33 protein-coding genes and 1 tRNA gene are annotated in these 25238 nt (G+C 38.8%); 22 read left to right on the top strand and 12 right to left on the bottom strand.

Annotated elements, in window-relative coordinates; translation table 11 throughout:
• Window positions 1–8: 8 nt before the first annotated feature.
• Genes MS2017_RS08660 through MS2017_RS08635 form a run of 6 tightly spaced genes read left to right on the top strand, consistent with a single transcriptional unit; the run spans window position 9 to window position 6050 of the window.
• Window positions 9–1973 (top strand): NAD(P)-binding protein, encoded by a 1965-nt coding sequence (locus MS2017_RS08660; protein ID WP_071564628.1) that lies wholly within the window; start codon window positions 9–11, stop codon window positions 1971–1973.
• Window positions 1974–1989: 16 nt separating this feature from the next.
• Window positions 1990–2370, top strand: coding sequence for a sulfur reduction protein DsrJ (locus MS2017_RS08655; protein WP_071564629.1), 381 nt, complete (start codon window positions 1990–1992; stop codon window positions 2368–2370).
• Window positions 2367–3095 carry a sulfate reduction electron transfer complex DsrMKJOP subunit DsrO gene (gene dsrO, locus MS2017_RS08650; RefSeq protein ID WP_071564630.1) on the top strand — a complete coding sequence of 243 codons (729 nt, stop codon included), beginning with the start codon at window positions 2367–2369 and terminating at the stop codon, window positions 3093–3095. The genes MS2017_RS08655 and dsrO overlap by 4 nt, the downstream gene beginning before the upstream one ends.
• A 19-nt stretch (window positions 3096–3114) precedes the next feature.
• Window positions 3115–4314, top strand: a complete 1200-nt coding sequence (nrfD, locus tag MS2017_RS08645; RefSeq protein WP_076982507.1) for an NrfD/PsrC family molybdoenzyme membrane anchor subunit — start codon at window positions 3115–3117, stop codon at window positions 4312–4314.
• A gap of 13 nt (window positions 4315–4327) precedes the next feature.
• Window positions 4328–5692 carry a cobyrinic acid a,c-diamide synthase CobB gene (locus MS2017_RS08640; RefSeq protein ID WP_122951933.1) on the top strand — a complete coding sequence of 455 codons (1365 nt, stop codon included), beginning with the start codon at window positions 4328–4330 and terminating at the stop codon, window positions 5690–5692.
• Window positions 5693–5717: 25 nt separating this feature from the next.
• The gene (locus MS2017_RS08635; RefSeq protein WP_071564632.1) at window positions 5718–6050 is read left to right on the top strand and encodes a HesB/IscA family protein; all 333 of its coding nucleotides are present in this window, start codon (window positions 5718–5720) and stop codon (window positions 6048–6050) included.
• Window positions 6051–6063: 13 nt separating this feature from the next.
• Here the strand turns inward: MS2017_RS08635 and tsaE are convergent, their stop codons facing one another.
• Together tsaE and MS2017_RS08625 are read right to left on the bottom strand one after the other, a co-directional pair.
• Window positions 6064–6525 carry a tRNA (adenosine(37)-N6)-threonylcarbamoyltransferase complex ATPase subunit type 1 TsaE gene (gene tsaE, locus MS2017_RS08630; protein WP_122952250.1) on the bottom strand — a complete coding sequence of 154 codons (462 nt, stop codon included), beginning with the start codon at window positions 6523–6525 and terminating at the stop codon, window positions 6064–6066.
• On the bottom strand, window positions 6522–7475 hold the full coding sequence (locus MS2017_RS08625; protein WP_206423656.1) for a calcium/sodium antiporter: 954 nt from the start codon (window positions 7473–7475) through the stop codon (window positions 6522–6524). Before MS2017_RS08625 ends, tsaE begins: the two co-directional genes overlap by 4 nt.
• 49 nt (window positions 7476–7524) lie before the next feature.
• On the opposite strand from MS2017_RS08625, the gene MS2017_RS08620 reads away from it, so the two are divergent.
• A complete protein-coding gene (locus MS2017_RS08620; protein ID WP_071564634.1) occupies window positions 7525–8121 on the top strand; it encodes a hypothetical protein in 597 nt (198 codons plus the stop codon).
• A 4-nt stretch (window positions 8122–8125) separates the two neighbouring features.
• On the top strand, window positions 8126–8857 hold the full coding sequence (locus MS2017_RS08615) for a uroporphyrinogen-III synthase (protein ID WP_122951932.1): 732 nt from the start codon (window positions 8126–8128) through the stop codon (window positions 8855–8857).
• Window positions 8858–8987: 130 nt separating this feature from the next.
• Here the strand turns inward: MS2017_RS08615 and MS2017_RS11500 are convergent, their stop codons facing one another.
• Window positions 8988–9131 (bottom strand): hypothetical protein, encoded by a 144-nt coding sequence (locus MS2017_RS11500; protein ID WP_164707681.1) that lies wholly within the window; start codon window positions 9129–9131, stop codon window positions 8988–8990.
• 256 nt (window positions 9132–9387) lie between these two features.
• Here MS2017_RS11500 and MS2017_RS08610 point away from each other — a divergent pair, with 256 nt between their 5' ends.
• Window positions 9388–9822 (top strand): hypothetical protein, encoded by a 435-nt coding sequence (locus tag MS2017_RS08610; RefSeq protein ID WP_071563812.1) that lies wholly within the window; start codon window positions 9388–9390, stop codon window positions 9820–9822.
• A gap of 45 nt (window positions 9823–9867) precedes the next feature.
• Here MS2017_RS08610 and metF read toward each other — a convergent pair whose 3' ends face one another.
• Window positions 9868–10689, bottom strand: a complete 822-nt coding sequence (gene metF / locus MS2017_RS08605) for a methylenetetrahydrofolate reductase [NAD(P)H] (protein ID WP_071563813.1) — start codon at window positions 10687–10689, stop codon at window positions 9868–9870.
• 466 nt (window positions 10690–11155) lie between these two features.
• Between metF and infA the strand changes: the two genes are divergently transcribed.
• The 6 genes from infA (at window position 11156) to panD (ending at window position 15144) form a co-directional block, all read left to right on the top strand.
• The gene (gene infA, locus MS2017_RS08600; RefSeq protein WP_071563814.1) at window positions 11156–11374 is read left to right on the top strand and encodes a translation initiation factor IF-1; all 219 of its coding nucleotides are present in this window, start codon (window positions 11156–11158) and stop codon (window positions 11372–11374) included.
• 11 nt (window positions 11375–11385) lie between these two features.
• Window positions 11386–11470 (top strand) — tRNA-Leu (locus tag MS2017_RS08595).
• A 22-nt stretch (window positions 11471–11492) separates the two neighbouring features.
• On the top strand, window positions 11493–11720 hold the full coding sequence (locus tag MS2017_RS08590) for an OadG family protein (protein ID WP_071563815.1): 228 nt from the start codon (window positions 11493–11495) through the stop codon (window positions 11718–11720).
• 5 nt (window positions 11721–11725) lie between these two features.
• Complete coding sequence (oadA, locus tag MS2017_RS08585; RefSeq protein WP_122951931.1) at window positions 11726–13558, top strand: sodium-extruding oxaloacetate decarboxylase subunit alpha; 1833 nt, start codon at window positions 11726–11728, stop codon at window positions 13556–13558.
• 78 nt (window positions 13559–13636) lie between these two features.
• Window positions 13637–14767 carry a sodium ion-translocating decarboxylase subunit beta gene (locus MS2017_RS08580; protein WP_071563817.1) on the top strand — a complete coding sequence of 377 codons (1131 nt, stop codon included), beginning with the start codon at window positions 13637–13639 and terminating at the stop codon, window positions 14765–14767.
• 5 nt (window positions 14768–14772) lie between these two features.
• Window positions 14773–15144: an aspartate 1-decarboxylase gene (gene panD, locus MS2017_RS08575; RefSeq protein ID WP_122951930.1), complete on the top strand. Its 372-nt coding sequence runs from the start codon at window positions 14773–14775 to the stop codon at window positions 15142–15144.
• Between the two features lie 70 nt (window positions 15145–15214).
• Here panD and MS2017_RS08570 read toward each other — a convergent pair whose 3' ends face one another.
• Genes MS2017_RS08570 through MS2017_RS08560 form a run of 3 tightly spaced genes read right to left on the bottom strand, consistent with a single transcriptional unit; the run spans window position 15215 to window position 17671 of the window.
• Entirely contained in the window at window positions 15215–15775 is a 561-nt protein-coding gene (locus MS2017_RS08570; RefSeq protein WP_122951929.1) for a hypothetical protein, read from the bottom strand.
• Entirely contained in the window at window positions 15772–16443 is a 672-nt protein-coding gene (locus tag MS2017_RS08565) for an ABC transporter ATP-binding protein (protein WP_071563820.1), read from the bottom strand. Before MS2017_RS08565 ends, MS2017_RS08570 begins: the two co-directional genes overlap by 4 nt.
• Complete coding sequence (locus MS2017_RS08560) at window positions 16436–17671, bottom strand: lipoprotein-releasing ABC transporter permease subunit (RefSeq protein ID WP_122951928.1); 1236 nt, start codon at window positions 17669–17671, stop codon at window positions 16436–16438. The genes MS2017_RS08565 and MS2017_RS08560 overlap by 8 nt, the downstream gene beginning before the upstream one ends.
• Window positions 17672–17727: 56 nt before the next feature.
• Between MS2017_RS08560 and MS2017_RS11495 the strand changes: the two genes are divergently transcribed.
• The 7 genes from MS2017_RS11495 to MS2017_RS08530 are packed head-to-tail and all read left to right on the top strand — an operon-like array spanning window position 17728 to window position 21361.
• Window positions 17728–17883 carry a hypothetical protein gene (locus MS2017_RS11495; protein WP_158009257.1) on the top strand — a complete coding sequence of 52 codons (156 nt, stop codon included), beginning with the start codon at window positions 17728–17730 and terminating at the stop codon, window positions 17881–17883.
• Between the two features lie 49 nt (window positions 17884–17932).
• Window positions 17933–18358, top strand: a complete 426-nt coding sequence (locus tag MS2017_RS08555; protein WP_071563822.1) for a phosphate-starvation-inducible protein PsiE — start codon at window positions 17933–17935, stop codon at window positions 18356–18358.
• Window positions 18348–19265: a tetraacyldisaccharide 4'-kinase gene (gene lpxK, locus MS2017_RS08550; RefSeq protein WP_338134305.1), complete on the top strand. Its 918-nt coding sequence runs from the start codon at window positions 18348–18350 to the stop codon at window positions 19263–19265. The genes MS2017_RS08555 and lpxK overlap by 11 nt, the downstream gene beginning before the upstream one ends.
• On the top strand, window positions 19262–19426 hold the full coding sequence (locus MS2017_RS08545; RefSeq protein WP_071563824.1) for a Trm112 family protein: 165 nt from the start codon (window positions 19262–19264) through the stop codon (window positions 19424–19426). Before lpxK ends, MS2017_RS08545 begins: the two co-directional genes overlap by 4 nt.
• Window positions 19423–20157 carry a 3-deoxy-manno-octulosonate cytidylyltransferase gene (gene kdsB / locus MS2017_RS08540; RefSeq protein WP_122951927.1) on the top strand — a complete coding sequence of 245 codons (735 nt, stop codon included), beginning with the start codon at window positions 19423–19425 and terminating at the stop codon, window positions 20155–20157. Before MS2017_RS08545 ends, kdsB begins: the two co-directional genes overlap by 4 nt.
• On the top strand, window positions 20154–20990 hold the full coding sequence (folD, locus tag MS2017_RS08535; RefSeq protein ID WP_122951926.1) for a bifunctional methylenetetrahydrofolate dehydrogenase/methenyltetrahydrofolate cyclohydrolase FolD: 837 nt from the start codon (window positions 20154–20156) through the stop codon (window positions 20988–20990). Before kdsB ends, folD begins: the two co-directional genes overlap by 4 nt.
• Window positions 20987–21361, top strand: a complete 375-nt coding sequence (locus MS2017_RS08530) for a glutaredoxin domain-containing protein (protein ID WP_071563827.1) — start codon at window positions 20987–20989, stop codon at window positions 21359–21361. Before folD ends, MS2017_RS08530 begins: the two co-directional genes overlap by 4 nt.
• 80 nt (window positions 21362–21441) lie before the next feature.
• On the opposite strand, the gene MS2017_RS08525 is transcribed toward MS2017_RS08530, so the two are convergent.
• The 5 genes from MS2017_RS08525 to MS2017_RS08505 are packed head-to-tail and all read right to left on the bottom strand — an operon-like array spanning window position 21442 to window position 25133.
• On the bottom strand, window positions 21442–21744 hold the full coding sequence (locus MS2017_RS08525) for a DUF3846 domain-containing protein (RefSeq protein ID WP_122951925.1): 303 nt from the start codon (window positions 21742–21744) through the stop codon (window positions 21442–21444).
• A complete protein-coding gene (locus MS2017_RS08520; RefSeq protein WP_071563829.1) occupies window positions 21731–22822 on the bottom strand; it encodes a 5-(carboxyamino)imidazole ribonucleotide synthase in 1092 nt (363 codons plus the stop codon). The genes MS2017_RS08525 and MS2017_RS08520 overlap by 14 nt, the downstream gene beginning before the upstream one ends.
• 11 nt (window positions 22823–22833) lie before the next feature.
• Window positions 22834–23322, bottom strand: coding sequence for a 5-(carboxyamino)imidazole ribonucleotide mutase (gene purE, locus MS2017_RS08515; RefSeq protein ID WP_071563830.1), 489 nt, complete (start codon window positions 23320–23322; stop codon window positions 22834–22836).
• Window positions 23323–23341: 19 nt separating this feature from the next.
• On the bottom strand, window positions 23342–24121 hold the full coding sequence (locus MS2017_RS08510) for an alpha/beta fold hydrolase (RefSeq protein WP_241156923.1): 780 nt from the start codon (window positions 24119–24121) through the stop codon (window positions 23342–23344).
• Entirely contained in the window at window positions 24060–25133 is a 1074-nt protein-coding gene (locus tag MS2017_RS08505; protein WP_122951923.1) for an aminotransferase class I/II-fold pyridoxal phosphate-dependent enzyme, read from the bottom strand. The genes MS2017_RS08510 and MS2017_RS08505 overlap by 62 nt, the downstream gene beginning before the upstream one ends.
• Window positions 25134–25238 lie beyond the last annotated feature (105 nt).

Here is a 25238-nt window from a genome sequence, read left to right as displayed (position 1 = left end):
GATTTGATATGCAAAAGAATCCATACGGACAAATTCACAAAGGCGATAACCATACATTTAGAATGTTTAAAGATGAGGGTGATGAGTTAGGCACAGTGCCATGGAGCCAAAAGATTTTTCAAAACGACACTTCACACAAGTGTCCAACTTATGTAAGTCAAACCCCACCATGTCAAGGTTCTTGCCCTTCTGGTCATAACATTCGTGGCTGGTTAGATATTGTTCGTGGCATGGAAAAGCCTTCTGGTGATTTATCATGGCAGGAATATGCTTTCCGTCGTTCGACAGATGCAAATCCATTTCCATCAATTATGGGTAGAGTTTGTCCAGCACCTTGTGAAGATGGTTGTAACCGTAACGAAGTTGAAGATACAGTTGGTATTAACGCAGTAGAGCAATTTATTGGCGACAATGCAAAAAAAGAAGGTTATAGATTTGAAGTTGATGCCAAAGATACGGGTAAAAAAGTGGCTATTATTGGTGGCGGTTGTGGCGGCTTATCTGCGGCATTGCAATTACGCAAGCAAGGCCATAGTGTAACTGTATTTGAAAAATATGATCAATTGGGTGGTATGATGATGTACGGTATTCCTGACTATCGTGTGCCACGCGATGTGTTGCAATATGAGATTGATCGTATTATTGAAACAGGTATTGAAACTAAAATGAACACCAAAGTAGGTGTAGATATCTCCATGGAACAGTTGGAAAAAGATTATGATGCAGTATTGTTTGCTATTGGCGCAATGAGCGGTCGTATGTTGCCAATTCCTGGTGGCGATGCAACAAATTGTGTGTCTGGTGTTGCATTTCTTGAGGCTTATAACCAAGGTCGTTTAAAGCATATTACAGGTAAAGTAATCTGTATTGGTGGTGGCGATACTTCAATTGATGTTGTGTCAGTGGCACGCCGTTTGGGCAATATTGAAAATACGGCTGATAAAGACCGTCCTGAGCGTGTTATTTTTGATGACACTGCACACGATGTGGTTGACACTTCTAAGCGCTTAGGTGCGGATGTGTTATTGACAACACGCTCTACCATTGAAAATATGCCAGCGGCACAAGAAGAAATTGACGATGCAAATCGTGAAGGTGTTGAAATTCAAGGGCAATTGCAACCAGTAGAAGTTATTAAGAATGCAGAAGGTCGTGCAACTGCATTGCGTTTTGTTCGTTTAGAGGAAGATGGTTCTACACCAATCGAAGGCTCTGAGTTTGATGTTGAATGTGAACTCATTGTTCCTGCCATTGGACAAGGCGTTGATGGCGAAGGTATGGACGATTCATTTTTCAACGAGCATGGTTTTATTGATGCTGATAAAAACTTCCAAGTACCGAACAAACCAGGTTTCTTTGTTTGTGGCGATGTGGTTCGTCCACACTTATTGACAACAGCAATTGGTCAAGCAGGTATTGTTGCTGAGAGTATTGGTGATTATCTTTCAGGTAGTAGCCAAAAAGTTCGTAATAAAGTTGATGTTCACTATTTTGACCTTATGTCAAAACTTAATGAGTGGGATTTGACACCTTCAGACTACGAGAAAGGCGGTGCATTTGGCGAATCAACAGACACTGCAGATTATGCGGTACATAACTATGAAGACCGTTCATTTGCATCAATCATTCCACATACAGAATTATTTTTAGGGCATTTTGACAATGAAGAGCGTAATGCGCGTAAGCACAAATTGGTGAATGTTGACAATGTATTGGGTAACTTTGACGAGCGTTTAATTGGTTATAACGAAGAAGAGGCGCAACAAGAAGCAGGTCGTTGTATGTCTTGTGGCTTGTGTTTTGAGTGTGATAACTGTGTGATGTATTGTCCACAAGATGCGGTATTCAAAGTTAAGAAAGACCAAGCAACACTTGGTCGTTATGTTGATACTGATTATAACAAGTGTGTTGGTTGTCATATCTGTGCAGATGTGTGCCCAACAGGCTATATTCAAATGGGATTGGGTGAGTAATTTAAAGAGAATGACTATGAAGCATTTATTGATTATTTTTCTAACGCTAGCGCTTAACACTGTGTCAGCGCATAGCGATAAGCATGTTAACCTTGGTGATAGAGCCACTGAGTTAAAGGAGGAGGGGAAAAGTAGAGATATTCACCCCAGTCTTGTTGAAATTAGAAAAATGCATCCTGAGTTTTTATTGCATAAACGCGATAAAACATTGCGTCAAGGTGTTCGCACTCGGCGTAACTCGTTAAAGGAATGTGTTAATTGTCATAGTTCTAGCAAGAACGGCGAATATATTCCTGTGAATGCACCTGATCAATTTTGCTCAACTTGCCATCAAAAAGTAGGCACAAGTTTGGATTGTTTTTCTTGTCATCGCACCACACCAAAAGAGGAATTATGAGTAAAGAACTAAATCGTCGCGATTTTATTAAAAATACAACAGTAGCCACTGCGAGTGTGGCAACAATTGCCAGTGGCATTACGCTCACTACATTTGCTGCTAGCGATAGTCCAGTTACCAATGAAAAGCGTTGGGGGATGTTGATTGACACAAACAAACTGACTGAATCTGATATTGATGATATGGTTAATGCTTGTCAGGAAGAAAATGGTTGGGGTAGTGAAGTTCACTCTAGAGGTGATCAAAAGCCAGGCTGGATTAAGAAAATCAAAGTTAAAGATAAAGCCACAGGTAAAATTGATAACTTGCCAATGATGTGTCAACATTGTGAGCAGCCACCTTGTGTGGATGTTTGCCCGACCAATGCGTCAATGAAGCGTGAAGATGGTATTGTGCTGGTAGATAGACATTTGTGTATTGGGTGTCGTTATTGCATGATGGCTTGTCCGTATGATGCGCGTTCGTTTGTACATGAAGATTTGAGTAATCAAAAAGAGCATATGCCACGAGGCAAAGGCACGGTTGAATCTTGCACCTTATGCGTACATAAGGTTGATAAAGGTGGAATGCCAGCTTGTGCTGAGGCAGTCAATAATGACGGCGTTATTTTTGGTGATTTATATGACACCAATAGTAAAATCAATCAAACACTTAAGAAAATTCAAAGCACGCAAATCAGAGCAGATTTAAATCTGAATACTGGTGTTCGCTATAGCGGAATTTAAGAGGGTTAAAAAGGCAATTATGAACATTCGTTATCAACAAATAGAAGGTAGAAGTTTAGGTTTTTATGCACTTATTTTGGGCTTAGGCGTTTTTATTCTAGCCGCATTAGGCAGTGTATATTTTATAGAGCATCATGGTCATTATGTAACGGGCATGAGTAACCGAATTGTGTGGGGCATACCGCATGTATTTGCTTTATTTTTAATTGTTGCCGCCTCAGGTGCGCTCAATGTTGCCTCTATTGCATCGGTATTTCAGAAAAAACTTTATAAGCCTTTATCACGCTTGTCAGGTTTGGTGGCATTGTCGCTATTGGCAGGTGGTTTAATGGTGTTGGTGCTTGATTTGGGTCGCCCTGATCGTCTGATTGTAGCAATGACTGAGTATAACTTTAAGTCAATTTTCGCTTGGAATATTATTTTATACAATGGTTTTTTTGTCATTGTTGCCGTATATTTATGGATGATGTTTGAGCGTCGAATGAATAAATTTACTGCTAAAGCAGGTTTGGCAGCTTTTACTTGGCGTTTGATTTTAACAACAGGTACAGGTTCTATTTTTGGCTTTCTAGTAGCACGCCAAGCGTATGACGCAGTGATTATGGCACCGATGTTTATTATTATGTCATTTGCCTTTGGCTTGGCTTTCTTTATCTTGATTTTAATGGCAAGTTACAAATGGACTGAGCGTCCATTGGGCGATGCAATTGTTAATCGTTTGGGTCATTTATTGGGTGTGTTTGTGGCAGCCATAATGTATTTTGTGGCAATTAAGCATTTGGGTAATTTATATTTGGCTGAGAACGCAGGTATTGAAAACTTTATTTTATTTGGTGAGCACATTTATACGCCTTTATTTTGGTATGGTCAGATTATTTTAGGTGGCTTAATACCAATGGCACTTATTTATCACCCCGTATTTAAAGGCAATCGTACTACTTTAGGTTTGGCTTCGCTTTTGGTGTTGATTGGCGGGGTTATTCAATTGTATATTATCATTATTGGCGGACAAGCTTATCCTATGGAAATGTTCCCTGGTAAAGAAATGTTGGAAGGTTATGGCGGCATTGCTGCTTACACACCATCATTTCCTGAAATGGCTTTGGGCGTTGGCGGTATTGCTGTGGCGCTGATTGCTGTTTCATTCTTAGTGAAGTTTTTGCCATTCTTGCCTGAAAGTCTAGCAGATAAAGTGGCAGACCCACATCATAAAGTTTAACTTGTAATGGGGTATGCCCTCATCTATTTACCTTTCTGCCGCTCACAAATCATCAGGTAAAACTGTTGTTAGTTTAGGATTGTGTGCTGCGTTTAAAGCGCAAGCACTTAAAGTTGCTTCGTTCAAAAAAGGCCCAGATTATATCGACCCCTTGTGGCTTGCTCAAGCCAGTGGTAACGCTTGTTACAATTTAGATTTTTACAATATGACGAATGATGAGATCATTCAATTGTATAGGCGCCAAAGTCAAAGCAGCGATATTGCCATTATTGAAGGCAATAAAGGGCTGTATGATGGTATGAGTGTGGCAGGTGGTGATGCCAATGCCGATATGGCGAAATTATTAAATATCCCTGTTATTTTGGTGATTGATGCTAATGGCATTACTCGGGGTGTTGCTCCCTTGTTAATGGGCTACCAAGCTTTTGATACTGAGGTTAATATTGCTGGCGTTATTCTCAATAAAGTGGCAGGTGAGCGCCATGAATCAAAACTTATTCAAGCGATTGAGCATTACACCGACATTCCTGTTGTGGGTGCAGTTCGCCGTGCTAAAGACCTTATTATTGATGAGCGACATTTGGGGCTTATGCCGGCAAATGAATCCACTCAGTCACAAGCCTTTATTGATGGTGTGGCTAGAATAATTGCCGACCAAGTAGATTTAAGTAAAATTTCAACTTTCCACAATGCACAATCTCCAATTGCCCCCCCTGTATTAACGACAACTACTACTGATTTGACGATCGCTGTCGCTAAAGATCAGGCCTTTGGTTTTTACTATCAAGATGATTTAGATGCCTTTCAATCTTTGGGCGTTAATCTCGTATATTTTGATACACTTAAAGCCGTAGAATTGCCTCAATGTGATGGACTGTTTATTGGGGGTGGTTTTCCAGAAATGCAACTTGAGACATTGAGTGCCAACCAAGCCTTGCTTGATAATATTAAATTAAACATACAACAAGGTTTACCGACTTATGCAGAATGTGGCGGGCTGATGTATCTCAGTCGGAAAATTACTTATCAAGGAAAATCACATAAAATGGTTGGCGTTATTCAAGCGGATACAATAATGACCTCTAGGCCGATTGGCAGAGGTTATGTGCAATTAGCGCCCAGCAATGAACACCCATGGAATGAAGTTGCCCCAACGATTTATGCACATGAATTTCATTATTCCAAGCTCGAAAATATTGATCCTAAAACCCGTTATGCCTACAAGGTTTTACGCGGCGTGGGTGTGGATAATAAACACGATGGAATTTTAACCTATAACCTATTAGCAACCTACACTCACCTAAGAAGTGTGGGGAGCAATCACTGGACCACGCAGTTTGTCAATTTTATTAAGGAGAAAAAGATAGCAAGAGGTTAAACCCCCTTTTGCATCGTCAAAAATTATGATTACCATTACTAAACGCGCCGCTGAAGAAATCGGACTTTCTACTCAAAACCCTGATGCACAAGGCTTGTTAATGCGTTTTGCAATTGATAAAACCGATCAAGGCTTTCAATATTTAATGGGCTTTGATGAGCGCACCGATGCTGATATTCATCTGGAATCAAATGGCATTGAATATGTACTTACCTACGCACAAAAAGCGTTGTTAGAGGGTATGGTGGTTGATTTTGATGAAATTGATACTGAGGGCGGTTATGGGTTTATTTTTATGAATCCAAACGATCCAAATTATGAGCCACCCGAAGAGCGTATTGCACCTAAAAAGTCTTAAAATTACGGCGTTTTTATGCCGTTTCCAAAAACTGTAGTAATTTCTCCCCAATATTGCTCTGTGCCGTGAGTGCTAAAGTTCTGCTGTTGTCTTCACCACTAATGTGAATGATTAAATCGGCAGGAGCAATCATACCTTTGCCTAATTCTGCCCATTCAATCAGTTGAATATGATTGCCTGTTGAGTATTCACGGATGCCGATATATTCCAATTCCTCGGGGTCACTTAGGCGATAACAATCAAAATGATGAATGCTAATAGTTTGATTTTGATAACTTTCAACCAAAGAATAAGTGGGGCTTTTGACGCGTTGAAAGCCAAAGGTTTGAATAAATCCTCGTGCCAATGTGGTTTTTCCTGCGCCCAAATCCCCCTCTAAATAAATCACAATTGAATGCTTGAGATTTTGCACATAGTGCGCTAAGGTTTGAGCAAATTGCTGTATTTCAGCCTCACTATGAAAAGTTCTATTCAAAATAATTGCCACATATAAACACTAAATACGCCGACCAAAATCACCCCTTCAAGGCGGTTAATAATGTGTTTTTTATGGAATTTGTAAGAAACAATGAATAATAAGATGGTGAGCAGCAACATAACAGGATAATCTCTATAAATGACACCATCTGCCACAGTAGAGGGGTGAATTAGCCCAGGAATAGCAAGCACAGCCACAGTATTAAACAAATTAGAGCCAATGACATTGCCGACCACCATTTCATATTGTTTTTTCAAAACACTGCTGATGGATACCGCCAGTTCAGGCAAACTGGTGCCAAGTGCAATCACACTTAAGCCAATGATTAAATCCGACACGCCAAAAATTTGTGCAATTTCTACACCACCCCACACAATCATTTTCGCACTAGAAACCAATACCACTAATCCAACGATAAGCATGAGCCAAGTTTTGCCCACTTGGCCTTTGTCAATCACTTGTTCTAGTTCGTCAAACTCGTGATTGTTTTTGTTCTTGGCAGTTATTAAAGTATAAGTTAAGAATAAAGTTAATAAGAATACCAAGATTACCCCATCAACCACACCAAGATGCTTGTCCCATAATAAAAAACCAGTAACAATCGTTACAAACATTAAGAACACCCATTCTTTTTTTAAAATTTCACTTTTTACTTCAATAGGGGCAATAATAGCGCTAATACCTAGCACAAGAGCGATATTAAAAATATTGGAACCAATGGCATTGCCAATACTCAACCCTGTTTTTCCATCCATTGCCGCCAAACCAGATACCAGCATTTCTGGTGCAGAAGTGCCGAAACCGAAGATAAGTAAGCCAATTACCAAAGGCGACACTTTAAAAATAGTGGCAATTTTTGCCCCATTGTTGGTAAATGTATCTGCACTCCAAATTAAAAGTACAAAACCTGTTAAAATAGCGACAATTGATAGTAGAATGTTGATCATAATTAATAAATAAAAACTTTTTGCTTATTATAAAGGGATATACAACAAAATGAACAAAACAGAATTTTTAATTGGTCGTAGTGGACTGGGCTTGCAAGATGATTTCTATCCTGATGATTTGCCAGAAGACTGGCGTTTTGATTATTATACGGCTATTTTTAAAACACTTTCTTTGGCAATTGACACCAATGAAGACCTTGAACAAATCTTTGCAGACATGAAAGAGGATGAGGAAGAGGAGTTTGTGCTGGTGCTAACAGTGGAAGAATCGCAATTAACCGATATAGAAACACTCAAAGAATTGCTAAAAATTGTGCAAGGTTATGCAGATGATTTTATCTTATTTTGCGAAGTGACGCATGCACCAAGTGCAGCAATAATGGGTGTATTGTCTGGTTATAACATTTGTTTTCAATCTCTTAAAGCGCTTAAGTTAGATTTGCAAGAAGTAAAGGCGTCAGGGTTGTTACTTAGTTTTAATAAATATCCAGTGTTATATGCTGCCAAGATGTGGGATGAGCAGGAAATGCGTAGTTATCTTGAAAGTATTGCAAGCGTAAACACCAAAACCATATTGATTTGCAAGTTTGCAGAGCGTGAAGCTTTAGATAAAATGCGCATTATTTCTGAATTATTGGGGCATTAAAGCCTTGCGTATATTGTTAACGCGCGCACTGTCACAAGTTCAACCGTTGCAAACTTTACTCAGTGAGCAGGGTTATCAGCCAGTGTTATTCCCTACTTTAGAGATTGAGTTACTCAATAATAAGCCTCTTAAAACGCATTACAATGTATTGATTTTTATCAGCGCTAATGCAGTTGAACATGGATTAGAAACTTTAAAAATATTGGATTATCAACAAACCACCAAGATTTTTGCCGTAGGCGCTGCAACTGCAAAAAAGTTGGAAGAGTATGGTATTCAAGTTGATGCTTTTCCAGCGCAAAAAGCGTCAAGCGAAGCTTTATTGGCAATGAGTGAATTGCAAGCACTGCATCATCAAACTGTTTTGATTTTTCGAGGCAAAGGCGGTAGGGAAACCCTTAAAGACAGTTTGAGTAAAAATAATAAAGTTGAGTACATTGAAGTTTATCAGCGTGTGCGGTGTAATATCACACCTTTACATCGCGATTCTTTGTTGAATTTCTTACAAAGCAATCAAGGCATTGTTACTGCCACCAGCGTTGAAAATCTTTCTGCACTAGTGTTTATGATTAAACAGATTGACACAAAAGCACTGAACTTAATTAAGCGTTATCCACTTGTAGTATTAAGCGAACGCATTAAAGTTTTTGCACAATCTATAGGTTTTAATCAAATTAAAGTGGCAATAGAAACCCGTGATGAGGGGCTACTTAAAGCCATTCAATGTAGTTTATAAGAGACTTTACATAAATATGAACAATCATTAAGAGCCCACTTTTCACCCCATTGGCAATACCATCTACATCTTTAAAAAACTACCTAGAACAACGCTAAATCTTGATCTACCCACAATTCTGCTGGCATGGCTATAACACATCATTAGCATTTCTCGGTGCCTGACTTGATAAAAATCTAGTTGCTTCAACTTTATCACCTGAATTACCAGCCACTTTAAGCACATTGGTATTACTAGAGTTGCTCTGCGTAACAAGACTTAGTAGGGTTACCATTAAAACATTAATCTCGTCACCAACTTAAATTCCTAAACAACCTAAAATCTGCTTTAATATATCCAGAGACCTTTGCATAAATATGGATGATTAGCAAAATTCAATTTTCACCCACTTGGTGCTTTTCTTAAACCTTGTCCTAACAAGGCTAAGGCTGGGTTTAAAAAATTACCAAGTGGGTGAAAAGTGGATTCTTGATGATTATTTTTTATAAATGGTATAATGCATTACACCATAAATTACTTGAGGGGGATAAATGGTTAAATTAAGCGTATCCAAGGCGGCAAGAATGTTGGGTATCAGTCGTTTTGACATCCAAAATCAAATCAACAGCGGTAAATTACAAACGCACGAAGGTTATGTGACAACCGACAGTTTAAGATTGGCATATCCAAATGCAGGTTTAAATTCTGAGCAAGATCAATACATCCAGAAAATGCAACAAATTAAAAATGATGCCATAAAGAAAATAGAAGTTGATAAAAGCTTACACAATGAAAATGAAAAATCTTACATGGGTATTATTAACAATCTAAAGTCCAAACTTTATAAAGCCCAAGTTAAAAATCAACATTATCAAATGGTGTTTTCTGAATTGACTGAGCGTTTAGAGATACTTGAAACGCATTGCCATTCTCAAGACAAAGCCTCCTTACACAAGTTACAAGGCTGGGTTAAATCCCAACATTAATAGCAAAGATTGTTACCTGAAACCCCTAAAATTTTTTAGCGTGCTTTATAAAACAGTTTTGGCAATATCTAATGAAGGCTGTGAGCGGTTCATTGAATAAAAATGAAAACTTTCTACCCCTTGGCTTTTGAGTGTTTGACATAAGTTAGTAACCACTTCTGTGCCGAATGCACTGAGTGCATCAAGATCATTTTCATACAATTTTAATCTTTCTAAAATCCATTTTGGAATTTCTGCACCACACATCTGAGAAAATCTAACCAATTGCGCATAGTTAGTGATTGGCATAATACCGGGTGTTATTGGAATATTAATACCAAGTTTTTCAATGTCATCGACAAATCTAAAATAGGCATCTGCATTATAAAAATACTGCGTAATTGCACTATCTGCACCGGTTTTCACTTTGTTGGCAAAATGTTGTAAATCAGCGTGAATGTTTTTTGCTTGTGGGTGCATTTCAGGATAAGCCGCCACTTCAATATGAAATTGCTCGTTATAGTGTGTCTTGATAAATTCAACCAATTCATTGGCATAATGGAAATCACCAATATCACGCACACCCGATGGAATATCGCCACGCAAAGCCACAATACGATTAACACCAGCTGCTTTATATTGGTCAAGTAACTCAATAATATTCTCTTTCTCAGAACCAATACAAGACAAATGAGGGGCGGCAGGAATGGTGTCATTTTTCTGAATGTTTAATATTGTCTCCAATGTGGCGTCTTGTGTTGTGCCACCAGCGCCAAAAGTAACGGAGAAATAGTCTGGCTGAATAACGCTTAATTCTTGTCGAACTTGCGCTAAATTTTGCTTACCTTTTTCAGTTCTTGGTGGAAAAAATTCAAAACTTGTTTTCATTTTGTATATAAATATAGTCTATAAATGAGGTTTATTATAGCGTGAGACCTTTACATAAATATAAATAATGATTAAGAATCCACCTTTTGCTCATCATTCATATTTATGTAAAGGCCTTAGGAAGTCTCTACATTAAACATAAACATCACATAAAGAGACCTTGGCATAAATATAAATAATCATCAACAATCCACTTTTCACCCACTTGGTAATTTTTTAAACCCAGTCTTAGTCCTGCTAGGACAAGGTTTAAGAAAATCACCAAGTGGGCAAAAATTGAATTTTGCTAATCATCCATATTTATGCAAAGGTCTCATAAAGATCAAATTTTATTCAACATCCATGTCTAATACAAGGGTCTTCTTGGGGTATTTATTTTAGTGTTTAAAACCTTGGTCTTTTTTTTGTTTAAGGGAGTGGCAATGGAGTAAAATAACTTTTTTTATTGATAAAGTTGTTAAGACATATGTCGAAAAGTGATTACATTGAATTAGAAGGTGTTGTTAAGGAAAAATTACCAAATACCACTTTTACTGTTGAGCTAGAGAATGGGCACAGTGTATTGGCACATATTTCTGGTAAGATTCGTAAACACTATATTCGTATTTTGCCAGGAGATAGGGTAACGGTAGAAATGACACCTTACGACCTAACCAAAGGTAGAATTACCTTTAGACATAAATAAAAAAAGATATTGCCGATGTGGTGGAATTGGTAGACACGCTGGATTCAAAATCCAGTTCCGCAAGGAGTGACGGTTCGACCCCGTCCATCGGTACCAAATTTAAATTAAAGTGAATAATATGGAACAAGTAGATTTAATGGCAGAAGCGTTAAACCTAACCCTGTTTGGGATGGGTTTTGTCTTTTTGTTTTTGACTTTATTGGTGTTTGTTACCAAATTAATGTCAATTATTATTCAAAGAAAAAGTAGGCAGGCATCAGTGGCAATTAATGGAATGGACGATGAATTGGATGAAGAAACCAAGTTTGTCATTGAAGAAGCCATTAAGATACATAGGGGGGCGTAGAAAAAATGCTAGACTTTCTAAAGAATGTTGTTCAAAAACCTGATAACCAGAAAAATACCAAAAAAGTAGAAATTACCGAACTTGTTTTTCGGGATGCGCACCAATCTCTATTTGCAACGAGAATGCGTATTGATGATATGCTGCCAATTGCTGATAAACTTGATAAGATTGGTTATTGGTCAATGGAATCTTGGGGCGGGGCAACTTTTGACTCTTGCATTCGCTATCTTGGCGAAGACCCTTGGGATAGAATTCGTGAAATCAAAGCAGTAATGCCTAACACGCCTCAGCAAATGTTGCTCAGAGGGCAGAATTTATTAGGTTATCGTCATTATAGTGATGATGTGGTGCGAAAATTTATTGACCGTTGTGCTGAAAATGGCGTGAGTGTGTTCCGTATTTTTGATGCCATGAATGATATGCGCAATCTTAAAACGGCAGTTGACCAAACAGTGAAGTTGGGACAGCATGCGCAAGGCACAATTTCTTATACAGTGAGTCCGGTGCATACCATGCAAACTTGGGTTGATATGGCAAAAGCCATTGAAGATATGGGTGCGCATTCTTTATGTATTAAAGATATGGCGGGTTTATTACACCCTTATGATGCTTATGATTTGGTCAAAAAACTTAAAGCAACCGTTGACATTCCTATTCAATTACACGCACATGCGACCACGGGATTATCAACGGCTTCAATTGTTAAAGCGGTTGAAGCAGGTATTGATCGTGTAGATACAGCAATTGGCTCTATGAGTATGACTTATGGGCATTCAGCAACTAATTCAGTGGTGGCTATTTTAGAAAATAGTCCAAGAAAAACAGGGCTAGATTTAGAGAAGTTAGAAGAAATTGATGCTTATTTTAGACCTATTCGTGCTAAATACGCACAGTTTGAAGGTTCACTTAAGGGTGTGGATTCAAGGATTTTATTGTCGCAAGTGCCGGGTGGTATGTTGACCAATATGGAAAGCCAATTGCGTGAGCAAAATGCCATTGACAAGATGGATGAGGTCATGGCAGAGATTCCACGAGTGCGCAAAGATTTGGGTTACATTCCATTGGTAACACCAACCTCACAAATTGTTGGCACGCAATCAGTTTTAAATGTCTTAACAGGCGAACGCTACAAGACCATTACCAAAGAATCCGCAGGCATTTTAAAAGGTGAATATGGTGCAACACCTGCACCTGTTGATCAAGCTTTGCAAATCAAAGTTTTGGACGGTGGCGAGCCTATTACTTGTCGCCCAGCAGATAATATTGCACCAGAAATGAACATCTTAGAGCAAGAGTTTGACAAAATTGTTGCAGAAAAAGGCTTAACTGTAGCCGACGATAAAATTGATGATTTATTGACTTATGCCTTATTCCCACAAGTCGGTATTAATTTTATAAAAAATCGCAATAACGCTGAATTTTTTGAATCTGTTCCAGAGGCAGGTAATAGCGTTAATAATTCGACCGAAGAGGGCAGTTATACAGTTTCATTTAAAGGCACTTCTTATAAGGTTGATGTTTCTGCAGGTGGCAATATTACTTCTATGAAGTCAGCCTCTGATGCAACTGTATCAGCAACCACACCAGCAAAAAAAGAAATGATTGAGAAACTACCTGCAGCAGGTACTGAAGACATTGGCGCTCCTCTTTCTGGTAATATTTGGAAGGTAATGGTATTGCCACATCAGAAAATTAATGAAGGCGATGTTTTGGTTATTTTAGAAGCCATGAAAATGGAAACTGAAATCAAAGCGGCAAGAGGCGGCGTGGTCGCCAGCGTCAGCGTTAAAGAAGGCGATGCGGTAACAGTGGGTCAAACTTTATTGAGCATGGTATAGAGCAAACTTTGATACAATTATGAGCAATCATCAAAACATCATTTTTCTAATTATTCATAATCACACAAAGGTCTCTTAATGGAACAATTAAACACACTTTGGGCAAACACAGGATTACAGCAAATGGTTTGGGGTCAGGGGCTGATGTTGCTTGTAGGTATGCTACTTTTATATTTGGCCATTGTTAAAAAATTTGAGCCATTGTTGTTATTGCCGATTGGTTTTGGTGCGATTTTGGCCAATATCCCTGGTGCAGGTATCGCTGAAGGCAGTGGCATTCTGCATGTATTTTATGTGGTAGGTATTGAGTCTGGCGCTTTCCCGTTGATTATTTTTATGGGTGTGGGTGCATTAACTGATTTTGGCCCTTTACTTGCTAATCCAAAGACTTTATTGCTCGGTGCGGCGGCACAGTTTGGTATTTTTGCCACTTTATTGGGCGCAATAGGATTGACTGCCATTGGTGTGTTTGATTTTAGTCTGAATGATGCTGCTGCGATTGGCATTATTGGTGGCGCTGATGGTCCCACCAGTATTTATGTTGCCTCAAAATTGGCACCTGATTTATTGGGTGCAATTGCGGTGGCTTCTTATTCTTATATGGCTTTAGTGCCACTGATTCAGCCGCCTATTATGCGTGCTTTGACCACTAAAAAAGAGCGTCAAATTAAAATGGTGCAATTGCGTGAAGTATCGTCAGCGGAGAAGATTATTTTCCCCATTATGTTGCTGATGTTAGTGGCATTACTCTTGCCAGATGCGGCACCCCTATTGGGTATGTTTGCTTTTGGTAACTTAATGAAAGAATCGGGTGTGGTTGATAGATTGAGCGATACCACGCAAAATGCATTGATTAATATTGTTACTATTTTCTTGGGCTTGGCAGTTGGGTCGAAGTTGATGGCAGATAAGTTTTTACAACCTGAAACGCTGGGTATTTTGGTACTTGGTATGGTGGCATTTGCCATTGGTACAGCGTGCGGATTGTTAATGGCAAAATTGATGAATGCTTTTAGTAAAAATAAAATTAACCCTTTGATTGGTTCGGCTGGTGTTTCTGCTGTACCGATGGCAGCACGCGTTTCCAATAAAGTAGGCTTAGAGACTGATCCACATAACTTTTTGTTAATGCATGCAATGGGGCCAAATGTTGCGGGTGTGATTGGTTCGGCGATTGCTGCTGGTATTATGATTCAGTTTTTGAGTTAAGCATTTTGCAAAGAATATTTTTAAAATCTAAACTCCATCGGGTAACTACCACCGCCAGTGAGGTGGATTATGAAGGTTCGTGTGAAATTGATGGAATTTTATTAGATGCAGCAGGCATTGGCACTTTTGAACAAATCCAAATTTACAATATTAACAATGGCAATCGTTTCACCACCTATGCCATTCGTGGCAAAGACAATTCAGGTGTGATTTCTGTGAATGGCGCAGCAGCGCATAAGGCAAAGGTAGGTGATTTGTTGATTATTGCCTCTTATGCCAGTTATAACGAAGATGACATTAAAAATTACACCCCAACCTTGTGTTATGTTGATGCAGACAATGTGTTAACCAAGGTTGGTAATCAAATAACGCTGTAAATTTAGCGTCTCATCTCTTAGAGGTCTTGCATTAAGGCATTAAACATAACACCTCTGAAAAAAAAATGAATTAATGTAAGGCTAATTTGTCTTGGTTGTCAGGAATGAGTATATTGGTTTCACTCATGAGATCAATATTCCAATTTGTGCTTGGCATAACTCTAATAAGTAAATCAGAGAGATTGTGCAGCAGTTGTGGATTTAGATTTAAGTTAATATTTTGCCCATTGTTGCTTTCAAAAATGAGAGCGGTATTGTTATTTTCATAAACATTAATGGTGATTTTTTCCACCAAAATAGGTGCCTCACCCACTGGAAATTTATTGCCATTATTAAAAGGTGTTTCATAGTCGCTTTTTTCAATGATGTTTTGATGCTGTATTTGCTGCTCCATTTTTTGCTCCATCTGCTTTTTTTGCGACTCTGGTTGCCCATCCTTTGGTTCCAATATATCGTTAGGTGTGGCAATGGATAAAGAATGGCTGATGGTTTTATTGAGAATTTCCCAAAATGAGGCGACAATTCGGCGGGTTAAAAATAGGCGTAATTCTTCATTTTCTTTGCTGTTAATGCTGAGGATAAGTCTGTCTTCTTGGTTTGAATAAGAAATTTGCATTTGATGTATATTCATATTAGGGTTCCATTTTTTAGAGTTAAAAATCTGTCCATTTGCTTGGCAATGGACATATCGTGGGTAACTAAAATCAAAGCTGACTTTTGTTGTTGATTAAGTTCCATCATTAGACCTAAAACTTCTTTTGCACTTTTGGCATCTAAATTACCTGTAGGTTCGTCGGCTAACAGGCAACTTGGTTTGTTAATTAAAGCGCGTGCAATAGCAACCCGTTGTCGTTGACCGCCAGATAATTCTGCAGGTTTGTGATTGAGTCTATCTTGTAAGCCAATATCTGCTAATATTTTACTGGATTTTTTAATCGCTGTTTGCATATCATCGCCACGAATTAGCAGTGGCATTGCCACATTGTCTAAGGCACTAAAATCTTTTAATAAATGATGGAATTGATACACAAACCCTAAGTGTTGCGCACGCAGAAGAGTAACTTTTTCTTCATTCAGTTGCGACAAATCAAACCCGTTGACCATTACCTTTCCAGTGCTAGGTCGGCTCATACCGCCCAATAAATTAAGTAAGGTGGATTTGCCACAACCCGACTCTCCAATGATGGCAAGGGATTCTGATTGATGAACGACTAAGTTTAAGGCACTTAATACGGGCGTTTGAACTTTGTTATTCTGGTAACTGTAATTTAACGCTTGACATTCAATGATTTTATTCATGATTAAGCACCTCTGAGATTTGCAGTTTTCCTGCGCGTTTTGCAGGGTAAATAGAAGCAATGACCACCAAAACAAAGGCGCTAACTGCCACTGTGATTACATCATTTAAGTGCACTTCAGAAGGAAAACGATTAATATAAAACACATCTTGAGGAAAGAATTGAAATCCCAATATGGATTCAATCGTACCAATGACGGGTTCTATATTAAACGCTAGTATTACCCCTAATATTGTGCCAATGACAATACCAATAATGCCAATGGTGATGCCTTGATAAAAGAACAGTTTAACAATGCGTCTTGGGGTCATGCCAATGGTTCTGAGGATGGCAATATCGGCTTTTTTATCAGCAACCACCATAACCATCATGGAAACCACATTGAATGCAGCAACGGCAATAATCAAAAACAACACAATGCCAATCATCTGCTTTTCAAGATTTAAGGCTTTAATGAAATTTGCCTTTTGCTGCATCCAGTCAACGCCGTAGTATTGTTCAGAATTTAATCCATCAAGCACTTCTTCGGTGATTTTTTTGGCATTAAATAAATCGTCCACTTTTAACCGAATGCCTGAGACTTTGGACTTCATGGTATATAGTAATTGCGCTTGCCTAAGGCTAATAAAAGCCAAATTGTTGTCATATTCACTAACGCCTGCATCAAAAATACCCGTTACTACAAAGCGTTTAAATCTAGGCTGCATACCGAGAATATTGGCAGATAATTGTGGTGTTAATAAAGTTACTTTATCCCCTAAAACCACCCCCAGTTCTGCTGCTAATCCTGTGCCAATTAAAATATTAGATTTGCTTAATTTTGCAGTGCCAAATTTAATGTTGTCGAGTAACACTGAGGTCTTTTTTTCTAATTCTGGTTTGACACCCCTAACAAGAATACCTTGTGAGCCAAAGGGTGTGTTGATGAGTGCATATTTTTTTATATAAGGTGAGGTGCTAATAACATTTGGATGCTGGTTAATCTTTGTTTGTAGTGTTTGCCAATTTTCGATTTTGCCATTATATGCTGAAATGTAGGAGTGTGAAATAGCGCCTAATACTCTATCACGCAGCTCTTTGTGAAAGCCATTCATCACTGATAAAACAGTAATCAGCGTTATCATACCTAATATTAACCCAACAATAGAGACGCCAGAAATGAAAGAAACTAACCCTTTTTTTCGGTTAGATCGTAAATATTGGTTGGAAATTTTAAATTCAATGTTCATAAGGTTAATATTTTGTCATAATTAACACTTTAAAAGTAAAGACCTTTGCATATAATATGAATATAGACTTTTGTATTAATATAAACAATCATCAAGAATCCACTTTTCACCCACTTGGTAATTTTTTAAATCCAGATTTAGCCTTATTAGAACAGAGTTTAAAGAAAACACCAAGTGGGCAAAAATTGAATTTTACCAATCATCTATATTGATAAAGGTCTTGAATAATTTAGCAAAAGTCTAAAAAACAGAGGAGAGAAAATGCCAAACACAACCATTAAAAATAAAATTGACCAATTGGGTAATTTTATGATTGAAATTTTTCATATTATCGGACTGTTTGTGATTGGTGCTACAATTGTTTGGTCAGCGATTCATGAGTATTTTTTGATTATGCAGCATGAATCAGGTTTTGCTTCACTTAAAGATATTTTATTGCTGTTTATTTATTTGGAACTGGGGGCAATGACGGGTATTTATTTCAAAACTCATAAAATGCCTGTTGTTTTCTTAATCTTTATTGCCATTACTGCTATCACTCGTTTTTTGGTGATTGATATGAAATCTTTGGTAACGCATGATAAGTTTAATTTATTGGTTATGGTTATTGCAATTCTGATATTGTCAATGGCAGCAGGTGTGTTGAAGTTTACTGAGAAAAAATACCGGTCCGACAGTGACTATTGATTTAAACACGAGCAATATTGCCCATTATTTATTACTGCCATTATCGGCAGTTTTTTACTTATTGTCGCTGGTCAGAAAGGGGCTTTATCGCATGGGTTTATTCACCACGCATCAATTTTCTGTGCCTGTTATTGTGGTGGGCAATATTACTGTTGGTGGCACAGGCAAAACACCGATTGTTATCGCTTTGGTTGAACATTTTAAACAGCAAGGAAAAAAAGTTGGTGTGGTTTCACGAGGTTATGGTGGAAAATCAAAAGACTCAGCCTCTCAATTGGTGGATGAAAATTCAAGAGCTGAAAGGGTGGGAGATGAGCCGATGTTGATTTATCAACAAACGCAAGTACCAGTTATGGTGAATAAAAATCGTGCGCAAGCAGTGCAAGATTTAATTACCCAGCATGGGGTAGATATTGTGATTAGCGATGATGGCTTGCAACATTACGGCATGGGTAGGACGGTTGAGATTTGCGTGGAAAATGGTTTTGGTAATGGTTTTTTATTACCAGCAGGGCCGTTGAGAGAGCCTAAAAAGCGTTTGAAAAATGTGGATTTTGTCATGCAAAGCACACTAAAACCCATGGCGTTTATCCATCTAAAAACCCAGCAAAAACAACCACTGGATTATTTTCAAGGGCAAACTTGTCATGCTGTGGCTGGCATTGGAAAGCCCAGCAAATTTTTTTCCACCTTAACTGATTTGGACATTCATTTGATTTGCCACCCTTTTAAAGACCACCATGCGTTCGTGGCACAAGATTTGAATTTTAAAGAAACACATCCCATTCTTATGACCGCCAAGGATTGTGTAAAATGCACACCATTCATTGATGAAAATATGTGGGTTTTGCAAGTAGAAGCCCAATTAGATGAAGATTTTTTACAACAACTTGATGCAAAATTATGATTGACGAGTCCTTATTAAAATTATTGGTTTGCCCACAAAGCAAAGCACCACTCAAGCAAGTAGGTGATGAATTGGTTTGTGAGGAAAGCGCATTGGCATATCCTATTGTTGACGACATCCCAGTTTTACTGGTCGAAGAGGCGAGAAAAATAAGCCAATGAGTTTTATTGTCATTATTCCTGCACGCTACGCCTCAACTCGATTGAGTGCGAAATTATTGCAAGATATTCACGGCAAACCCCTCCTTCAACACACCTATGAAAACGCCAAAAAAAGTGGCGCAAGTCAGGTAATTATTGCCACCGATGACAAACGAATTGAGGCAGTTGCCCATGAATTTGGTGCCACGATTTGTATGACCAGCACCAAACACACTTCAGGCACTGCTCGCATTGCAGAGGTATTGACAAAGTTGGATATTGACGATGAGAAAGTTATTGTCAATGTGCAAGGCGATGAGCCAATGCTGGCAGCACAAGTCATTCAACAAGTGGCACAAAACTTAATAGATTCAAAAATGCAAATGGCAACGCTGTGCGAAAATGTAGTGGACGAGGCACAATATTTAGATTCAAATTGCGTGAAAGTGGTGTTTGATAAATTTGGCAAAGCGCTTTATTTTTCTCGCTCACCCATTCCTGCCTTTCGAAATGAAGCAGATTTTGATGCCACACTGTGTTTTAAACACATTGGTATTTACGCTTATCGCTCAGGCTTTATTAAGCAATATTTGACCATGAATAGATCGGATTACGAGCAAGTGGAAAAATTAGAACAACTCACTGTGCTTAACGAAGGGTTTGAAATACATATTAGCAAAGCGTGTGCTTCCGTAGGTTTTGGCGTGGATACGCAGGCAGATTTGGACAAAGTAAGGGAGGCATTACAATGATTATTGACGGCAAACAAATTGCACAGGAATTAAGACAAACCATTGCCAATGAAGTGGCATTATTGGAACGAAAACCGGGTTTAGCGGTGATTTTAATAGGTGATGATCCCGCTTCAGCAGTTTATGTGCGCAACAAAGGCATTGCTTGTAAGGAAGCAGGTTTTTATTCTGAAAAAATTAACAAGCCAGCAAGCATTACTCAAGCAGCGTTATCGTCTGAAATTGAGCGCTTAAATAACGATGATAAAATTGATGGTATTCTAGTGCAGTTGCCATTGCCACAACATTTGGATGCTAATTTGGTTATTGAAGCCATCAATCCGGCAAAAGATGTGGATGGTTTTCACAGTGAAAATATCGGCAAACTAATGCAAAATAACCCCTTTCTTCGCCCCTGCACACCTAAGGGTGTAATGACCATGCTTAAAACAACTGGCGTAGATTTGGCAGGCAAGCATTGTGTGGTTGTAGGTGCATCAAATATTGTGGGGCGACCGATGGCAATGGAATTATTAAATGCCCGTGCTACAGTGACCATTTGCAATAGCAAAACCCAAGATTTATCTGGCAAGCTCAAACAAGCTGACATTGTTGTGGCAGCGGTTGGTATTGCCAATATGATTCAAGGTGATTGGATTAAATCAGGTGCCATTGTGATAGATGTTGGCATCAATAAATTGGACAATGGGCATTTGGTTGGCGATGTAGATTTTGAATCTGCTCAAAAAGTTGCCGACTGGATTACCCCAGTCCCTGGTGGCGTTGGACCGATGACCATTGCTACTTTATTAGAAAATACATTAACCGCCTACAAGGCAAGGAAAGAGAAATGAAATTATTATTAAAAGGTTTTAGAAACGGATTGGGCGCAATTATTGCTTTTATTAGTTGGTTAATTCCAGTGAGCAAAGTGAAACGCAGTGCTGAACAACAACAAAAAGTGGATGAGCAAACTATTCATATTGAGTTATATCAATTCTTTGGCTGTCCATTTTGTATCAAGACCAGAAGAACCATCAGGCGTTTAAATCTTAATATTATCACCCGAGATGCACAAAATAGACAAGGTGTCTTTAGAGCGGAATTATTGAAAGAAACGGGCAAAGTGCAAGTGCCTTGTTTAAAAATAACCAGCGATGAAAAGGTGGAGTGGATGCTGGAAACTGCTGATATTATCGCTTATTTAGAAAAGCGTTTTTCCTAGCCTAGAGACAGAAAATGTAAATACTGTGACGGCAAGAATTTCAATAAGGATGCGTTCTAGTTTGTTTTTGAAAAAGGGTATTAGTGCGTAGTAACCTCTAATGTGCTTTTGTCGTTATCGATAGGGACAAAAATAACATTGCCAAATAAAGCGTAGCCATTTTTACCTGCCATCTCATTTTGAGGCAATCCTAATGCCTCGCCATCATCATTAATAACCAGCATACCATTTGCTTGTTTGATAAAGCCCAAATAGCCTTCTATAAAAGTTTGTAGTTCCGAGGTTTCAAATTCTTCTTTGTCATCCGTGGGTTTAATGCTAATCGGGTCGCCTGTAACTTTGTATAACATTGCTTCGTGCCATTTGTATTTAATTGTCGACATTGGGTAAAAACTCCTGTAATTTTTGAATACTGTCATGCAGTTCTTGCGCAGAACTTGCTGTCATATTAATGTGCCCCAATTTTCTATTGGCACGCTCTTCTTTGTCGTATAAGTGTAAATGTGCATTGGGCATATTTAATACAATATCAGTGTTGCCAACTTTACCAATAATATTAATCATTGCACAAAATGGGTGGCTAGGCGTGGTATCGCCAAGCGGTTGACCAGTAATGGCACGAATATGGTTTTCAAACTGTGAGGTATTGGCACCTTCGATGCTCCAATGTCCTGAATTATGTACTCTAGGTGCCATTTCATTGACCACCAGCCCGTTTTCCGTTTCAAATAATTCAATTGTTAGAACGCCAATATGGTTCATTTCATCCAATAAAGTTTGCATATAGCGTTCGGCAGTTTTTTGTACACATTCGTCAATATTTTGTGCAGGGGCAACAGTTAATCGCAAAATACCATCATGATGATCATTTTCGACCAACGGATAATATTTGTGATTGTTATGGGTATCACGCACGGCAATCAACGAAAGTTCACGCTTAAAATCAACAAAGCCTTCTAAAATAGACTCAACGCCATTCATACTGTCCCATGCTGCCGTGATTTGATTTGTATCACGCATCAAAAACTGACCTTTGCCATCATAACCTTCGGTGGCTGTTTTTAAGATGGCAGGCAAGCCAATTATTTCAACCGCTTGCTTTAAATCTGCCTCAGAGTTAACCATTTGATAAGGCGCACAAGGGATGTTGAGTTGGTCAAATAAGGCTTTTTCACGGCCACGATGCTGGGTGGTGAAGAGGGATTTTTCACTAGGATAAACCGGCACTTTTTGATTGATGGCATGCACAATCTCTACATCAGTGTTTTCGCTTTCGTAAGTAATCACATCGGCAAAGTCAATCAGAGATTCAATATTTTCTTCACCAGTAAACATACACCCCAATAAAGAGGCAGGTTCATCGTTATTGTTACCTGAAAAACCAAATTGGTGATTTAAGGGATAACCTGCAATGGCAAGCATTCTTCCTAATTGACCTGCGCCTAAAATACCTACTTTCATTTTAAATACCCTTAATTTTTAGGATTGGGATTGTCTAAAACATCCTGCGTTTGTTTGGCTCTAAAAGCAGAAACCTTTTCTTTTACCCCCTCATTCTCATTGGCAATAATTTGCGCAGCAAGAATGCCTGCATTTTTTGCACCCGCCTCACCAATTGCCAATGTGCCAACAGGAATACCCCCCGGCATTTGTGCAATAGACAACAAAGAATCGTGCCCACTAAGTGCGCGTGATTGCACAGGTACGCCCAACACAGGCACAATGGTTTTACTTGCCACCATACCAGGCAAGTGTGCTGCCCCACCTGCTCCTGCAATAATGACTTTAAGTCCTCGTTCACTGGCAGTATTGGCGTATTCAAACATCAAATCAGGGGTTCGATGTGCGGACACCACCTGGACTTCATGCGGAATGCCAAATTGCTCCAGCATTTCTACTGCGTTTTTCATCGTTGGCCAATCAGATTTTGACCCCATAATAACTCCAACAAGTGCCTTCATTTTTTCCTCCAAAATTTCCCTAAATTATACGCAACTTAAAATCTGGATGTAAAAAAGGCAAATGTCCTGCATCAAGTATGGTCACCAACACTTTGACGCTAGGGTTTGAAGTTGTAAGGCGTTCGTACCAATGTGCAATATTAGCAGGCACCAGCGTGTCGCGATGGCCTAGAATGATTTGCACGGGTATTTTGAGTTGCTTGAATTGAGGGCGAAAATCACTGTTTAATAAAATTTCTAAGCCTTGGTTGAGCGCCTTGGCGCTTGCAGGTAGTGCATCAATAGATTGATTGAGTATTTTAAGTTGCGCTTTATCGTTGGTTTGCAAACTAACAAAACGCTTTAAGCCTTTGGACAGGTTGAGTGCTAACGCATCAGAAAATTGATGAAAATTATTCGCATCAATGCCATAAACCCAGTCATCGGTTTGCACAAATTTAGGGGTAGCAGCGACCAATATAAGTGCCGATATTTTGATTTTATTGGCGATATGTATTGCCAATAATCCCCCTAGCGACCAGCCGAGTAATATTGGATTATTGGGCAAAATTTTAATAATTTCAGTACACCATTCCTTTATTCCTCCCTTAACTTCGTCACTCCTTCCATGACCCGGCAAGTCAATCACAGTTATACAATATTGGTTTTTATATTGCGCAATTAATGCATTGAATAATTCGGCATTAAATCCCCAGCCATGCAACAAAACCAACGCTTGCCCTTGTCCAACCGTATGACTATAAAGCATCTTTAAGCCGAGTGAGCAATTGATTAATTTGCTGTTGCGTGTGGTTGGCATTGAGTGTTATTCTTAAACGCGCTGTGCCTTTTGCCACAGTCGGCGGACGAATAGCGCCAACATGAAAGCCTGCACTTAATAACTTTTCTGCAAGGTAAATTGCCTTTTCACTACTCCCTACAACAAGGGGTTGAATGGCGCTATTGGAGGCTTTAATGGGTAAATCTAGCGTGCCAGCAAGACGCTGAAAATACTGAATATTATTTAATAATTTAGCATTCTGATCACCTTGTTTAATCAACGCCAAACTTTTCAAGGTGGCAATGCACAAAGCCGGCGCAATTGCCGTGGTATAAATATAAGGGCGTGATTTTTGCACTAAAAAATTAATCAAATCTTCATCCCCTGCCACAAATGCCCCCATTGTGCCTGCCGCCTTTCCCAATGTTGCCATATAAATCGAATTTTGCGGAATATGCGCCTGAAACACGCCAAATCCATGCGCATCATCCTGCATTAACAGTGCCTTTGATTGTTGTGCGATTTTATCCAATGCACCCATATCCGCCTGATCGCCATCCATACTAAAGACAGCATCCGTAACAATCAACCCCTGCCCAGTTTGTTTGTCTGTTTTTTTCCTTAGTGATTCAACATTATTATGCAAATAACGCTGAAGAGGCAAACCAATTAAATGATTCGCATCAATCAGTGACGCATGATTAAGTTTGTCTTGCAGCACCCAATCAAGTTCATCTTTAAGCGCAGAAAACACCCCAATATTCGCCATATACCCCGTTGAAAATAACAACACCTTTTGTTGACCCAAATAATCAGCCAATGCTTCTTCCAATTTTTGATGTGCCTGAGTATGTCCACTAATTAAATGCGCCGCACCAGACCCCACCCCATATTCATCCGCCCCTTGTTTAAATGCCTCAATCACCTGAGGATGATTTTTCAATCCCAAATAATCATTTGAACAAAAATCCACGCAAGTGTTATCAACGACTTTAGCCTGCCGATAAAGATGTTGATTTTTGAGTTCTGTCAGGGTGTTGGTAAATTTCATGCAAGGTATTTTAACCCCTCAATCCCATATTTGTCTCAATTTGTTTCTTGCTAATATGAGATTCCTACATTCAGCATCTATGTTTAATGCAGGGGTCTCAAAGGT

The sequence above is a fragment of the Bathymodiolus thermophilus thioautotrophic gill symbiont genome (genome assembly GCF_003711265.1).
In the GTDB taxonomy this organism is placed as follows: Bacteria; Pseudomonadota; Gammaproteobacteria; order PS1; family Pseudothioglobaceae; genus Thiodubiliella.
This window is presented reverse-complemented; position numbering and strand designations above follow the sequence as displayed.